The 14,091-nt window shown below is 62.9% G+C and carries 9 protein-coding genes; 3 read left to right on the top strand and 6 right to left on the bottom strand.

The window, feature by feature from the left end:
- Nucleotides 1–380 precede the first annotated feature (380 nt).
- Together J3U87_RS07410 and J3U87_RS07405 are read left to right on the top strand one after the other, a co-directional pair.
- Nucleotides 381–1,421, top strand: coding sequence for a threonine aldolase family protein (locus tag J3U87_RS07410; protein ID WP_237382401.1), 1,041 nt, complete (start codon nucleotides 381–383; stop codon nucleotides 1,419–1,421).
- Nucleotides 1,418–2,026: a hypothetical protein gene (locus J3U87_RS07405; protein ID WP_237382400.1), complete on the top strand. Its 609-nt coding sequence runs from the start codon at nucleotides 1,418–1,420 to the stop codon at nucleotides 2,024–2,026. The genes J3U87_RS07410 and J3U87_RS07405 overlap by 4 nt, the downstream gene beginning before the upstream one ends.
- 1,173 nt (nucleotides 2,027–3,199) lie before the next feature.
- Here the strand turns inward: J3U87_RS07405 and J3U87_RS07400 are convergent.
- On the bottom strand, nucleotides 3,200–5,233 hold the full coding sequence (locus J3U87_RS07400) for a S8 family serine peptidase (protein ID WP_237382399.1): 2,034 nt from the start codon (nucleotides 5,231–5,233) through the stop codon (nucleotides 3,200–3,202).
- 296 nt (nucleotides 5,234–5,529) lie between these two features.
- On the opposite strand from J3U87_RS07400, the gene J3U87_RS34970 reads away from it, so the two are divergent.
- Nucleotides 5,530–5,661: an SRPBCC family protein gene (locus J3U87_RS34970; RefSeq protein WP_272932470.1), complete on the top strand. Its 132-nt coding sequence runs from the start codon at nucleotides 5,530–5,532 to the stop codon at nucleotides 5,659–5,661.
- Nucleotides 5,662–5,779: 118 nt separating this feature from the next.
- Here the strand turns inward: J3U87_RS34970 and J3U87_RS07395 are convergent, their stop codons facing one another.
- The 5 genes from J3U87_RS07395 to J3U87_RS07375 all read right to left on the bottom strand — a co-directional run bounded on the left by J3U87_RS07395 (nucleotide 5,780) and on the right by J3U87_RS07375 (nucleotide 14,088).
- Nucleotides 5,780–7,171, bottom strand: a complete 1,392-nt coding sequence (locus J3U87_RS07395) for an efflux transporter outer membrane subunit (protein WP_237382398.1) — start codon at nucleotides 7,169–7,171, stop codon at nucleotides 5,780–5,782.
- On the bottom strand, nucleotides 7,168–10,284 hold the full coding sequence (locus J3U87_RS07390) for an efflux RND transporter permease subunit (RefSeq protein ID WP_237382397.1): 3,117 nt from the start codon (nucleotides 10,282–10,284) through the stop codon (nucleotides 7,168–7,170). The genes J3U87_RS07395 and J3U87_RS07390 overlap by 4 nt, the downstream gene beginning before the upstream one ends.
- 9 nt (nucleotides 10,285–10,293) lie before the next feature.
- Nucleotides 10,294–11,406, bottom strand: coding sequence for an efflux RND transporter periplasmic adaptor subunit (locus J3U87_RS07385; protein ID WP_237382396.1), 1,113 nt, complete (start codon nucleotides 11,404–11,406; stop codon nucleotides 10,294–10,296).
- Nucleotides 11,407–11,638: 232 nt separating this feature from the next.
- Nucleotides 11,639–12,277, bottom strand: a complete 639-nt coding sequence (locus J3U87_RS07380; protein WP_237382395.1) for a TetR/AcrR family transcriptional regulator — start codon at nucleotides 12,275–12,277, stop codon at nucleotides 11,639–11,641.
- Between the two features lie 1,322 nt (nucleotides 12,278–13,599).
- Nucleotides 13,600–14,088, bottom strand: a complete 489-nt coding sequence (locus tag J3U87_RS07375) for a YchJ family protein (protein ID WP_237382394.1) — start codon at nucleotides 14,086–14,088, stop codon at nucleotides 13,600–13,602.
- Nucleotides 14,089–14,091: the final 3 nt, after the last annotated feature.

Below are 14,091 nucleotides of genomic sequence, written 5' to 3'. Positions count from 1 at the left end.
AATCCCTCTGACGTCATGCTTTGCCGTAACCTCGGTCCATGGCGCGCTTCATGGGCGCCGAGATACTCGGATGTTCGATCTCGTCGTTACCCGAACACGCGCGACCGGTACCCCAAATCGGGTCACGCGTTTGGGAAAATTTCCGTGGGTCCGTCTCTTGGTCCTCGCGGTGCGTGGTCGGGCTCCCACTTTGCCCCAAGGCCTCAACTGTGTTACATCTACAGCACCCATACCCCGGTGCGTACGCGGCGCACGCGTGCATCCCGCGCGGATCGCTGGACGCGTCCACGTCGCCCCGACCTTTCATGGCGCCGATCGCCCCGGGGACCATCCCATCGGGCCAGCGGACCGCCTGACCCTACCCAAGCGAGAGTGAACAGATGGCCACCTACGAAGATGTAGCATTCGACTTTCGATCCGACACCGTGACCTTGCCGACGCCCGATATGAAGGCCGCCATGATGGAGGCCGAAATGGGCGACGACGTCTACGGCGAGGACCCCACCGTCCTCGCCTTGCAGGACCGCATCGCGGCGGAGACCGGCATGGAGGCGTCGCTTTTCTTTCCCACCGGATCCATGGCCAACCTGGTCGCGCTGATGGCCCAAACGGAACCGGGGCGGCAACTCTATTGCGGGGCTCGCGGGCACGTCAAACTCTTCGAGCTGGGCAGCTTCGCGAGTCTGGCGGGGCTCAGCCAGGTGGATGTGCCCGACACCCACGGCTTTTTGGATTTGGAACAATTGCAGAAGGTGTGGGCCCCCGAGATCTACTACATGACCCAGCCGGGCATCGTCGTCGTGGAGAACACCCACAACATCGGCGGCGGGTTGATCTATCCGGTCGAGGAGCTGGTGGACCTGCACCGGTTCACCCAGGAAAAAGGGGTACCGCTGCACATGGACGGCGCGCGCCTGTGGCACGCCGCCGTCGCCCAGGGACGGTCGTTGTCGACCTGGACGCGACACGTGGAGTCGGTCATGTTGAGCGTGAGCAAGGGGCTGGGCGCGCCCATCGGCAGCGTGCTGGCGGGCTCGAAGGCCGTGATCGAGCGGGCCCTGCCGTTGCGCAAACTGTTGGGCGGCGGCATGCGCCAGGTGGGTCAGTTGGCGGCCGCGGCCCTGTACGCCCTCGATCACCACCTCGTGTTGCTGGCACGCGATCACACCCGGTGCCAGGAGGTGTTCGGCACCATCAAGAACCTGCCGTGGCTCGAGGCGGTCGCACCCCAAACCAACATCCTGATCATCCATACCGAGCGCCCGGAGGCCGGCGATCTGGTTGCCCACCTGACCGAACGCGGTCTCAAGACCCTGGCGATTTCGCCGTCGACGGTTCGCGCCGTGTTCCACCTGAACCTGACGGACGAAGCCTGTGAGCGATTGGCGGACGCCATCAAGGAATGGGGGCGCACTCGATGATCGCGGCATGGGACCTCTCGGATCGGCAGCCCCACCTGGCCTGGCGCACGCGCGACGGTCGAACGGGTGACCGTCGTTTTCCCGATCGCAAGGCGGCCGACGTGGTGTTGTCGGCCTTGGCGGAACTGGCCGAGGAGACCGGGGAACCCCTGGAAAAATTGGGTTTCATCCGCGGACCGGGTTCGTTTACCGGGATTCGTGCCGGGTTGGCGACCGCCGAAGGGCTGCGGTTCGCCGGTGGGCCGCGCGTGTTCGGCTTCACCAAATTCGAATTGTTGGAGCCGCTGCTGGGATCCGGCCGCCAGGGCCTGGTGGTGCCGGCGGGTGGACGTTTCGTGTTCTACGCCTGTTACGAGGACGGAAAGGCGGCGGGGGAGGGCGCTTCCAGTGCCGTGGCCGATCTGCCGGAGGGTTGGGCCTGGCTGTCGCCGGGCGCGATCGAAGGCCTGGACAGCCGAGTGTTGGGCATCGAGCCGGTGACCCTGATTCCGGAGCGACTGGCGGCCGACCTCGCCGAGGCGGACTACCCATTGGCACCGCTGTATTTGCGGCCACCGGACGTACGCAAGGGCGTGCCCCTGATCCAAAAGCTGCTGGCCGAGTGAAACCATGACCTGAGTCTCCGCTCAGGCCGAGGGCCGGATTGCCGGACCACTGGGTTTCAAGTGTGTAACTAATCGAAGTGAATCGCTTGGGAGTTCCCGCATTTACAAGAGGAGCGTCGTGCCTGTAGGTGGAGCAGCCTGCTCCACCAATCGAAGCAACCCAAGCAGCTACAATTCATTACGCCAAAGAGCGAAGCGAGGGGTTTCCCTCGAGGCGCACCACCGAAGTCGCACCGTCCATAGTTCCCGCATCGCGAGAGCGGCGTCGTGCCTGTAGGTGGAGCAGCCTGCTCCACCAATCGAAGCAACCCAAGCAGCGACAAGTCATTAAGCCAAAGAGCGAAGCGAGAGGTTTTGCTCGAGGCGCACCACCGAAGTCGCACCGTCCATAGTTCCCGCATCGCGAGAGCGGCGTCGTGCCTGTAGGTGGAGCAGCCTGCTCCACCAATCGAAGCAACCCAAGCAGCTACAAGTCATTACGCCAAAGAGCGAAGCGAGAGGTTTCCCTCGAGGCGCACCACCGAAGTCGAACTGTCCATAGTTCCCGCATCGCGAGAGCGGCGTCGTCGCGGTAGGTGCCGTGCCATACCGGCCGTGCCATACCGGCCGTGCCATACCGGCCGTGCCCGCCCAGGGCGCTGGGCCGACATTTATTGACGAACTCCCTGAACATCCGCCTGTTTAGGTTTATAGCTTTATCTTCGAACTTTATACAGTTTGTTACAAAAGAGCCGCGTACCAGCGGGCATACCCAGCTCGATTTCGAGAAAGAAACGAGGCGAAGCGAGCCGGTTTGGGGAGCCCGCACGCGCGTAAGAGGCGTAAAACCTGTAGGTTGAGCAGAAATATTCTGCGCCATCGAGAGATCTGGAGGCCCGACTTATCTGCTTCGCTCTGTTGCGACCCGAACTTTCGAAGCCTTGACCACTTCGAGGTGTCGGCCGGTAACCTACTTCGGTGCCGACTCTCAAAGCATGCGGGAACTCCCTGCATGGACCACTTCGAAATGTTCAGCCGGCGGCTGAACCTACCGGGCACGACGAATCTCTCGGCATTCGGGGACTCCGAGCAAGTGCCACAAGGGGTGGTTTCGTTGAACAAAGGAATCGCCCGATCGGGTCCGGGAACCCGCGTCGCCACGGATCCCTCGGACTCGCCGATCACGGCGCTTCACTATTTACATTTACCCTCCGCACCGGCCAGAAACTCATTGCGGATTTGGTGCCCGGAAAGCACGCTTTTGTATATCGTCACTTCGTCGAGGTAGCCTCTGAGGTCGTCCGCAATGCCGTCTCCTTGACCCAGTCTGAGGGGATCCGAGGTGTCCAGGCTCCCCCTCCGACTGGTGGGATTGAAGGTGAACACGTGGTTGCCGTCGACAAAGACAGCACTCGATCTGGTTAGGTTTCGCCGGACGACAACGGCGACGTGGTGCCATTTGTTGTCGCTGACCACCGGGCCACGGCTGCTGAAAAAGTTGGAGAAACCGCTGCTGTCAGCCATTTGGAACAGCAGGCGGTTCTTGTAGACCATGAACAGGTAGCCACGATTGTCGGCCGCGTTGCGCTTGGTCAGGATGGTGGCGTCGGATTGGCCGGTCCAAATCCAAGCCGTGATGGTGAAATCGCCCGTGCCCAAGTTGATGGCCGGCCGGCTCGGCACGCTGATGTGGTCGCTGCTACCGTCGAAATAGTAGGCCCCATCGACCCGGCCCGACCCGAAGGCACACCCGCGATTGGTGCCATGGTTGTTTCCGGCGATATCCCTCGCCGTGGTTCCGGACCTTTCGTCCAGGGGCCACCAGGCAACCATGTTGGCGGGTGGATCCACGCAATCGCCGATGGCCATTCGGAGGTCCATGCGGAATTCGCCCCGATCGCCGATGACCGGGACACCCGTGCGTTGGAAGCGTTCGATGATGCCGGCGCGATTGCCGAACAGACTCTGATCGGCGGAGAAGAGCTGGGCGATCATGCCGGCGGCGGCCGGGCAGGCCGAGGAGGTACCGCCGAGCGGGGCGGTGCCGCCGCCGCAACGGGCGCAGATGACCTCTTCCGAGGGCGCGTACAGATCCAGAACCCGCGAGGTGTTGGAGTAGCAGGCTCGTTCGTCGACGCGCCGGTTCGTGTCGTTGCAGTTCGCCGGTGGGAACGGGGCGTAGTTCGGGTTGTTCGCGTCCCAGGTCGACCCGATCGAAATCACGTTGGTGGAACATGCCGGCGAACCCATGGAGCCGGTCCAGCCGTCGTTGCCGGTCGAGGCCAGGACCACGATGCCGTTGCGCAGCGCCAGTCCGGCCGCGGTGTGGACGACGGTGTTGTTGCAGGTGCCGGTGAAGCGACCGCCGCCCAGCGACATGCTGATGATGCGAATGCGGCTTCCGCCGTTGACGCCGTTGCGATTGGCGACACACCAGTCGATCGCGTCGGCGATGACCGAGTCGTAGGCGTTGGGGAACACGACCAAGGCGTAGAGATCGGCGTCGGGTGCATAGCGACGCACGATCGAGGCCGTGCCGGTCCCGTGGAAACAGCGATCGAGCACGCGGGAGTGAACCGGCGAGTTGTCGGAAAAATTGCGACCCGCGGCCACGACGCCGTTCGGCAATTGGATCCTGCCGCCCAACTCGGGATGCAGCAAGTCGAAATTGGTGTCCAAGACCGCGACGCCGATGCCGTTGCCCCGGAATCCGGAGTTGGCCGCCCAAGTCGAACCGGTGAGGTTGCGGCCCTGAACGGTATTCAGCTTGTTGAGACGGTCGATTTGGATTTTGTCGACCTGCTCGAACGCCGCGATTTCTTCCAAAACCTCGGCATTGGCGACCGTCGCCGCAAACGCATGTTGATAGGTCAGCAAGAGCTCCACCTGAAAGAGGGGACGCCCTTCCGTGCTGGTGCGCTCCAGCAGCCCCACGCTTTGCAGGTTCTCCAAAAACGATCCCTGGGCGTGATACACCTCGTCGGCGAGCAGGTCCAGGGCGATGTCGTCATCGCGTTCCTGCATGTCGCTGGTCAGCCCACCGCCGGAGTCGAGATGGACGATGACGCGCACACCTTTTTCTTCGGTATCGCCGTAGGTTTGCATGGCTGCGAAGTCATTGGAAAAGGCGTCGTAGACCTCCTTTTCGATTTTGGCCGAGCCGGCCATCGTGGTAGAGCAGATTAGAAGGCAAAGCAAGGAACGCCATGGGTTCCGCGTTAGAAACATAAGGTCTCTCCTAGAAAATGAATGAACGGGACAAACGTGTCCCGATTCGGACCCCTTCCAGGTCCGTGTCACGGACGATCTCGCGGGAACCACGGCTCATTGGATACACCATCGATTGCTGATGCGCCGGTGGCTCCGAGATGTCCGGGAGACCATCATCGGTCCCTATTCCTGCTAAGAAAGCCGTTTGTAAAACCGGACAGGGTTTTTTGTAAAAAAATGCAATGCCTTTGATTCAAAGGGCCTGTGCGTGGCGTTGGCTCGTGGTTCCAAATTGCCTGGAAGGTGGCTTGCCCGTGGATTCGGGAACCCGGGTGGTCGTGACGATCCAGGTGGCCGCACTGGACGGTCACCAAGTGGCGGGCGGCTATCGCGAGGGTTGGGCCATCGTACTGGAATGCCTCGCCGCGGAAATCGGATCCGATTGAGGAGCATGGCACGGGCCTGAGAGGGGTGGTTTCTTGGATCGAGCAGCTTACAGGGACCGGGTAAGATCCGCAGCCATCGCCGATCGGGCTGGAAACCACCCATTTGGCTCTCGGCGCCCTACCAGTCGCCGCCCAAAGCCTTGTACACGGCGACGAGTTCGGTTCTCACCTCCTGCTCGGCCGAGGCCAGCCGGTCTTGGGTCTCGACCAGTTGGCGCTGGGCATCCAGCAGGTCCAGCAAGTCGTCCTCACCGGCTTCGAACCGCAACCGGGTCAGCCTGAGCGCTTCGGTCGTCACCTCGGCCGCCTCGCGCAGCTCGATCCGGGTCGCCAGCGCCGCGCCGTAACGCGTCAGCCCGGTCTCCACTTCCAGGAAGGCCCCGAGCACGGTTTGTTCGTAGGCATACAAGGCGCTCTCGGCCTGGGCGCGTTCGACCTCGACCAGTGCCCGCAGCCGACCGCGATCGAACAGCGGCAGGCGAATCGAAGGCGACACCGCCCAGTTCCCCGAGGCGGCGTCGAGCAGGCTGCCGGATTGGGTGCCGGCCATGCCGGCGAAGGTCGTCAAGCCGACCGACGGGTAGAGATCGGCGACGGCTACGCCGATCTCGGCCGTGCTGGCGGCCAGGCGCCGTTCGGCCATGCGGATGTCCGGACGGCGTTTCAGGAGGTCGGAGCGCAGACCCGCGCGCACCATATCGGGAATCTGGTAGAGGTCCTGCCGCGGTTGCAATTGCTCCAGCAGGGCACCCGGCTCGCGGCCGGTGAGCACGGCGATCGAATAGGCCGCAGCCCGGCGGTTGGCGCGCAGTGCCGGCAATTGGGCCCGAACCTGGCGCAGCAGGGCCTCGGCGCGAATGACGGCAGACCGATCTTCCTGGCCGCCGTCCACCAATTTGCGAATCGTTTCCAGCGTACGGCCCTGCAGCGCGATGTTCTCTTCCAGCAGACGGATGCGGTGATCGGTGCCGCGCATGACCGTGTAGGCGCGCGCCACCTCCGCGTAGATCCGGATCATGACATCCTTTGCCGAGAAGAGGGTCGACGTGACCGCGGCCTCGGCGGCCTCCCTGCGCCGGCGCTCCTTGCCCCAGAGGTCCAGTTCCCAACGGGCGTCGAAACCGACCTGGTAGTTGTCCTGGGTGAGTTCGATACCGGGAAAGCGCCCGAATTGGCTGTTCTCACTGAGCCGCGACCGTTCGTAACCGGCGCTGGCGTCGACGCTCGGCAAGGCCCGCGCATACGCGATCCTCGATTGGGCACGGGCCTCGCGAATGCGTGCCTCCGCCATCTTGACGTTCGGGTTGTGGTTGGCCGCATCCTCGAGCAGGGTGACCAGCAGCGGATCGCCGAACTGCGACCACCACGCGTCCACGGGGGCCTCCTGGCTGACGATCTCCGCGAAGTGGTTGTCCCATTCGGGCTTCGGGTCCCGTTCCGGGGCCCGGTAGTCCGGCCCCACCGTGCAGCCTGCCAGGCACAGGAAGCTCAAAAAAATCAGCTTTTTCATGCCGCTACCTCCGTCAGTTCCTCTTGGGCGACATCCGCTTCGATGCCGAAGAAGTAGGTGTACAACACCGGCACCAGGCCCAGGGTCAGCACCGTGCCTACCAGCAGGCCGCCCGCGATGGCGACCGCCATGCCGTAGAACAGCACGTCCTTCGACAGGATCAGGGGCAGCAGGCCCAGAATCGTCGTTCCGGATGACATCAGGATCGGTCGCAGGCGCCGAACCGAGGCGTCGACCACCGTCATCCATTCGCTTTGGATGCCTTGGGCGCGTTCGAGATCGATGCGGTCGATCAGGACGATGGCGTTGTTGGCCAGGATGCCCGCCAGCGAATAAATGCCCAACGTGACCATGAACCCCAGCGGGGCCGACATCACGAAGAGGCCCAGTGCCGCGCCGATGATCAGCAGCGGCAGCGTGATGAAGATGATGCCCGTGCGCCGGAACGAATTGAACTGCGCCATCAACACCCAGAAGATCAGACCGACGCACAGCGGCAGGTACTTGCGCAGCGCGGCCTGACCGTCCGCCGACATCTCGATGACGCCGTCGTATTCGATGGCGTGATTGGGTGGCATTTCCGCGGCCAGGGCCCTGATCCGTTCGTCCACCACCGGTTTCAGGACCTCGGCCGACATCAGAGGATTGTTGGCCGAGACCGTGATCGTGCGAACCAGGTTCTCGTGGGCGTAGCGCGCGAAGTCGTTGACGGTTTCCACCTCGGCCACCGCCATCAACGGCACGCCCGCACCTCCGCTCGTCGGATAGATCTGCAGGGATTGCACGCGGTTCAGGTCGTAACGCTCGGTGGACCTGGCCTGGAGCACGATGGGGTACTGGTCGTCGCCTTCGCGAAAGGTGGAGATGGGTCGGCCCGAGAAATAGGCCTGCAGCCCGTTGGCGATGTCTTGCGAGGTCACGCCGGCGCGCCTGGCCCGGTGCTGGTCGACCTCGATGCGCAGGCGGCTGACGCGGCCTTCCCAATCGTTGCGCACGCTGATCGTGTCGTCGACATCGCGCAGGATGCCCTCCATCCTCTTGGCCGTGGCGTAGAGGAAATCGGCGTCCGGACCCTTGACCTGAATTTCGATGACCGAGCTGTCGGTGGGGCCCAGGAACATGCGGTTGACGCGGAAGTTGACATCGGGGAAGCGTTGCCACAGCTCGTGTCGCAACGTGTCCATGGTGGCGTCGATATTCTCGAAGGCGTCGATGTTCAACACCATGAATCCCTTGTAGGGAGAGGGATCGATCGGGGTCAGCGACAGCACGAAGCGCGGCCCGCCGAATCCCACGTACGTGGCCAGGCTTTTCACGTGGGGAAAGGTGAGATCGTCGTCGATGAATTCGGAGACCTCGCGCATGCGTTTGTCGGTGGTCCGTGCGGTCGAATCGGGCGGGAAATCGGCGTAGATCAACACCTGCGTGCGATCCGAATTCGGGAAGAACTCTTTTCGAACGACCGACATGAGCCCGATGGCCGCGATCAGGACCGCGAACATGGCCACCAGAAAGAGCGGCCGGTGTCGCAGGGTCCACTGTAACGCCTTGCGATAGCCCCGGTTCATCGAGTCGAACAGCCGGTGGGTCAGATCGCGTACTCGCGGTGCTTCCCCGTTCACGTCGTCACGCTTTTTCGGGACCTTGATGAAGAAGTAGCACAGCGTCGGCGTCAGGGTGAGGGCCACCAGCCACGAGATGGAGAGGGTGTAGAGGATGATCAGGGAGACGTTGCGCGTGAATTCGCCGGCCACGTGATCGGCCAGCATCAACGGCATGAACATCAGAATCGTCGTGAGGGAAGATGTCAAAAGCGGGATGGCGAGTTCGCGTCCCGAACGAATCAGGGCGTGTTTGCGCGTTTCGCCCTCCTCGAGACCGCGCAGAAAATCCTCGGCGATGACGATGCCGTTGTCCACCAGGAGCCCGAGCGAGATGATCAGGGTCGCCAAGCTCATGCGTTCCAGGAAGATGCCGGTGAACGACATCATCGAGAGGGTGATCAACATGACGGTCGGCACGATGGCGCCCACGATCAGGCCGGTCCGGATCCCCAGGAACAGAATCACCACGATCAGCACGATGGCCAGGGTTTGCAGCACGTTGCTGGTCACCCCGTAGACGGCGTTGGCGACCTGCTCCGCCTGGTAGGTCACGATGTCCAGTTGGGCTCCGGCGGGCAGCGTTTGGTTGATGGCGTCGATCTTGGCGCTGAGTTCCGGTGAAAACGAGAGCACGTTGGTGGTGTCGTGCATGGTGATCGCCAGGATGATCGCCGGCTCGCCGTTGAAATAGGCCTTTTGGCGCGGCGGATCCACGAAGCCGTGGCGCACGGCGACCAAATCGCGCAGCGGTACCAGCGTCTCCTGGCCGGGGATCGGGATCAGGGTTTCTCCGATCTCCGCCACCGAGGAGAAGTTGCCGGTGGGCTCGATCAGAAAAGCGCGCTCGCCGGTGTCCAGTTCGCCCCCTGGCTGAATGATGTTCTGGGCGCGCAGGATGCCGGCCAGTTGGCTCGGGGTCAGGTCGAAACGCGCCAAGACGGCGTCCGAGTAATCCAGGAAGATCCGCTCCTCCTGAACGCCCAGCAGCTCGACCTTTTCCGTACCCTCCACGGCGTACACCTGGGTCCGAATGTGTTGGGCCAGGTCGAACAGTTCGCCCATGTGGTAGTCCTCGCCGTGCAGCGCCGCCGTGACGACCGCCACGTCGCCGAAGCTGTCGTTGATCAGGGGGGTCGCGGTGCCTTCCGGCAGATCCACGACGACCGGTTCGATCTTCTGGCGCAGGTCGTCCCAGATCTGGCCCAGGTCGAAGTAGATGTCTTCCACTTCCACGTGGATGATCGAGAGGCCCGGTTGCGAGATGGAACGAACTTCCTTGATTTCGGGCATCTCGATGATGGCCTCCTCCAAGGTGGTCGTGATCAGCGCTTCGACGCGGTCCGCCGGCATGCCGGGATGGCTGGTCTGGACCAGGGCCTCGCGAATCGTGATTTTGGGATCTTCGCGCGCGGGCAGCTTGAAATAACTGACCACGCCGTAGACCATCAATGCCACGACCATGGTGAACATCAGCCGTTTGTAGCGAAAGGCGATCGAACTGAGACTCATGGGTGCCTCCTAGTTGGGGTACCAGGCCGGGCTGGACCCGACCAGGCGGGCGCGCATGCCGTCGTGGAGGAAGTGGACGCCCTTGACGACCACCACATCGCCGTCGTGGAGGCCCTGGGAGATGTAGGCTTGGGTGCCGTTCAGCGCGGCCACGCGGACCGAGCGCAGGCTGACCCGACCGGGTTGGGGCTCGAACAGAAAGACCTGCTGACCCTGCTGGGCGTCCGCCCGCAGTGCCGTCAGGGGAATGGGAAAGGTACCGGCCGGTGCGCCCGGCTTTTCGGGAGGCAGTTCCAGGATGACTTCCGCCGTCATGCCGGGCTTCAGGAACTCGGGCTGGCTGTCGAGCAGCAGGGTGACCGGAAAGGTCGTCTTGGCCTGGGCGCGTTCCCCGATCTCGGTGATCACGGCCAGGATGCCCCGTTTCTTCTGCACCGGGAACCGGACCTTGTGGCGCGAACCGAGCTGGATGCGGTGCAACAGGTTCTCCGGGACCGCCACCGAGACCTCGAGCCCTGCCACATTTTGAATGGCCAGGGCCGGTGCTCCGGCGCTCACCTGTTGGCTGGGCTCGATCAGGCGGCCGGTGACCACGCCGTCGTAGGGCGCCAGCAGCAACGTATCCTCGAAGTGTTGCTGCGCGAGCGCCAGGCTGGCTGCCGCGACTTCGACCGCCTGCCGCGCCGCTTCGAATTCGGCTTCGGCGGCCTCGAAGGCCGCGCGGGACACTGCCTGTTCCTTCACCAGGTCCGATTTTCGGTGAAAGTCGCTTTCGGCCCGCGTCAACCTGGCCTTGGCCTCCAACAGCATGCCCTTGCGTTGCTTGACGGTGAGGTCGAAGTTGGTTTGTTCCAGTTGGGCCAGCAGATCGCCTTGCGCGAATGCGTCGCCCAGGTTCACGGTGACGCGATCGATCTTGCCGGTGACTTCGAAAGCCAGGGGCACGGCCTCGGTGGCTTGGATCGTGCCGGTCAGGATGCGCTGGTCCAGGGGTTCTCCTGCACGCACCACCTGGGTGATCACGGGTCGGGGGAGTTCGTCGAAGGTGAACTCCTCGGGCTTCGAGCAGTTGAGGAGCAGGCAGCTAAGTGCTAACGAAGTCAATAGCTTGTAAAGGCTCATGTCGTCCTTCCTTTCGTCGTTCAAAGGTTCGGCGGCGGCCGAAATGGTGCCGTCGCATCTCGAGACACACCGAGTCCGTTCCGGCCGCCGCTTCGATCCGGACAAAGCGGTGCCACGCTCGGCGCGAGGGGGCCGGTGGAGGTTCGGTAGATTTGGTGGGGCCTGCCCGGTCACGGGGAAGGGGAGCGGTGGGACGATGGGGCCGTTCCCCGATCCGGGCGGGTCGGGGCGGTTACTCCTTGGGTGGGGTCACCATGAATCCAGCCATGATTTGTTCTTCCACGAAGGCAATGAAGTGGTCCATGGACAGGCTGTGCTCGGGTAGGGCCGTCAGCTCGGCCACCCGGTCTCTCAGGGGGCCGGTCAATTGGTAGAGGGCGAAGCTCGACACCAGGTGCATGTGGGCGAAAAAAGGATTCATCGGCTTGAAAACGCCAAGTCGCTGGCCCTTTTCGATGATGCCCGCCATGATTTCGAGGACCTGGGCCAGGTGTTGCGGAGGGCCGTCGGGAATGGGATCTTCCTCGACGGTTTCGAGTAAAAGGAGCCGCGGGAATTCAGGATGATCTTTGACGTTGGCGGCCATGTGTCGGATGAAACAGCGGAGTTGTCGTTCGGGCGGGGCGTCGGGGTCGATGGCATCGCGAAGGCTTTGGGCGAGGGTGCGGGTGAGGTCTTCGATGATGGCGTGAAACAGCCGTTTCTTGCCGCCGAAATGGTAGTTGATGAGGGCTTTGTTGACGCCGGCGCGTTCGGCGATCCGGTCCACGCGAGCGCCTTGGAAGCCATCCTTGGCGAAGGTTTCGCGGGCGGCGTCGAAGAGAGCCTGGCGGGTCTCTTCGACGAGCTTGGTCGTTTTGGGCGGGCTCATGATCGGCTCCTGGAGAATCGACAGTCGTTTTAAACAACCGTATTAAACAATTGTTTAAAAACGATCCCACAACACCCTTGTCGTGTCAACCGGAAAAAAACATGCGGTGCATGCTCGCGGGTTTGGCGCGGGCCGGGGTTCCCGCGAGCGTGGCATGCGTTCCGGCTTGAACGTACACCGGATGGGCATCCGTCCAGAAGTGCGTCGGGTTCGAACGCGTGTCGATCACGGCGGTGCCAATGTCCGAGGCAAACCGAATGCCTGGCTGGTCGTTGTTCGCGACCCATCCTGGAGGGATGGCTCCGGGCGCAGCGGCCGAATGCCTGGATACACCCCGTTCGCGGCCAATCCTGGAGGGATGGCCAGGGGCGCGACATCCCCATCCTTGGCTGGCCGATGATTCGAAATTTACCCAATGCCTGGATGCTCTCCGTTCGTGGCCAACCGGATGTTTGGATGCTCCTCGTTCGCGGCCAATCCTGGAGGGATGGCCAACACCATGCTTGGACCATCATTGATAAAAACGCGTGCCGCAGGCACGCCACCAGCGGGCGTCCTGAAGGGACGACACAATACAGCGAAGGGTTAAGGAGCTGGAGGCGACGCAACCCTGGTTGTTCGAGGTCCCCGGACCCCAGCCCCAACGGGGCGGGACTACAAAGCCCATCGCGGAGTGCCCGTCACCGTCGCGGAGCCCATCGCGGAGTGTCCGTCACCATCGCGGAGCCCTTCGTAGCCCCGCCCCTCCAGGGCTCGATATCGGGAACCCCAGGCAACCAGGGTTGCGTCGTCGTTCCGACTCCTTAACCCTTCGCTGTACTGTGTGACCCCTTCAGGGTCCCTGCTGGTGGCGCACCAGAGGTGCGCGTTCTAAACAAATGATGAACCCAACATCCGGCTGGCCATCCCTCCAGGATTGGCCCCGAACGGTGCACGTCCAAGCATCCGGTCGATCGTGGACAATGTCCATACGGAACACCGGACCGCCTTCGCTGTTCTGTATGACCCTTTCAGGGTCCCTGCTGGTGGCGGGTCAGAGGTCCGCGTTTTAATCGAGTGGTGGTCCAAGCATACGGTTGCTGCGCCCGCGGCCATCCCACCAGGATTGGCCGCATACGGGAAGCATCCAAACATTCGGTTTATCACGAACCTTCGCCCAAAATTCGATTGTGACCCATCCCTCCAAGATTGGCCACGAGCGTCGATCACCTCTATATTGGGTTACCCCGAACCATCGCTCATCAAATACAACCCATTCCATCAGCATGGGTGGCGAGCGACGTGAAACCAGGTATGGTGTGGCACCCGAGCGAGCCATGCGGTCAGCTGCCGGCTTTGCCGCAGCATTTCTTGTATTTCTGGCCACTGCCGCAGGGGCAGGGGTCGTTACGCCTGGTCTTGACTACCTTGCGTACCACGGCCGGCTTGTGGCCCTCGACGAAGTACCAGGTGTCGCCTTCCTTGCGGAACAGGGAGCGCTCGTGGTGCTCGTGCTCCTCGCCGTTTTCGCGGAAGCGGGCCACGAAGGTCACGAAACCCTCGGTGTCCGTTTCGGTCCCGGCCTCCACCTTCTGGATCTGCAGCGAGAGCCACTCGGCCAGCTCGCCCCACTCGCGGACGCTCTCGGGATCCACTTCGGCGCGTTTGTCGGGATGGGTGGTGGCCACGATGAACTCGGCATCGGCGCGGGTGTAGCCGGTGTATCGCGCCCGCATCAGGGCTTCGGCGGTCTTGGCGGTCTCGTTGCCCGCGAGTTGGGGGCCGCAGCAGGTGGCAAACGTTTTTTGGGAGCCGCAGGGGCAAAGGTCCATGGT

Source organism: Sulfidibacter corallicola (genome assembly GCF_017498545.1).
Lineage (GTDB): Bacteria > Acidobacteriota > Holophagae > Acanthopleuribacterales > Acanthopleuribacteraceae > Sulfidibacter > Sulfidibacter corallicola.
Note: the sequence above shows the minus strand (reverse complement) of the source record. Positions and strands in the feature narration are given on the sequence as shown.

Bases quoted from the DNA above. Each gene is read 5' to 3' on its own strand.
- J3U87_RS07410 (WP_237382401.1), top strand. From the start codon at position 381: ATGGCCACCTACGAAGATGTAGCATTCGACTTTCGATCCGACACCGTG.
- J3U87_RS07405 (WP_237382400.1), top strand. From the start codon at position 1,418: ATGATCGCGGCATGGGACCTCTCGGATCGGCAGCCCCACCTGGCCTGG.
- J3U87_RS07400 (WP_237382399.1), bottom strand. From the start codon at position 5,233: ATGTTTCTAACGCGGAACCCATGGCGTTCCTTGCTTTGCCTTCTAATC.
- J3U87_RS07395 (WP_237382398.1), bottom strand. From the start codon at position 7,171: ATGAAAAAGCTGATTTTTTTGAGCTTCCTGTGCCTGGCAGGCTGCACG.
- J3U87_RS07390 (WP_237382397.1), bottom strand. From the start codon at position 10,284: ATGAGTCTCAGTTCGATCGCCTTTCGCTACAAACGGCTGATGTTCACC.
- J3U87_RS07385 (WP_237382396.1), bottom strand. From the start codon at position 11,406: ATGAGCCTTTACAAGCTATTGACTTCGTTAGCACTTAGCTGCCTGCTC.
- J3U87_RS07380 (WP_237382395.1), bottom strand. From the start codon at position 12,277: ATGAGCCCGCCCAAAACGACCAAGCTCGTCGAAGAGACCCGCCAGGCT.
- J3U87_RS07375 (WP_237382394.1), bottom strand. From the start codon at position 14,088: ATGGACCTTTGCCCCTGCGGCTCCCAAAAAACGTTTGCCACCTGCTGC.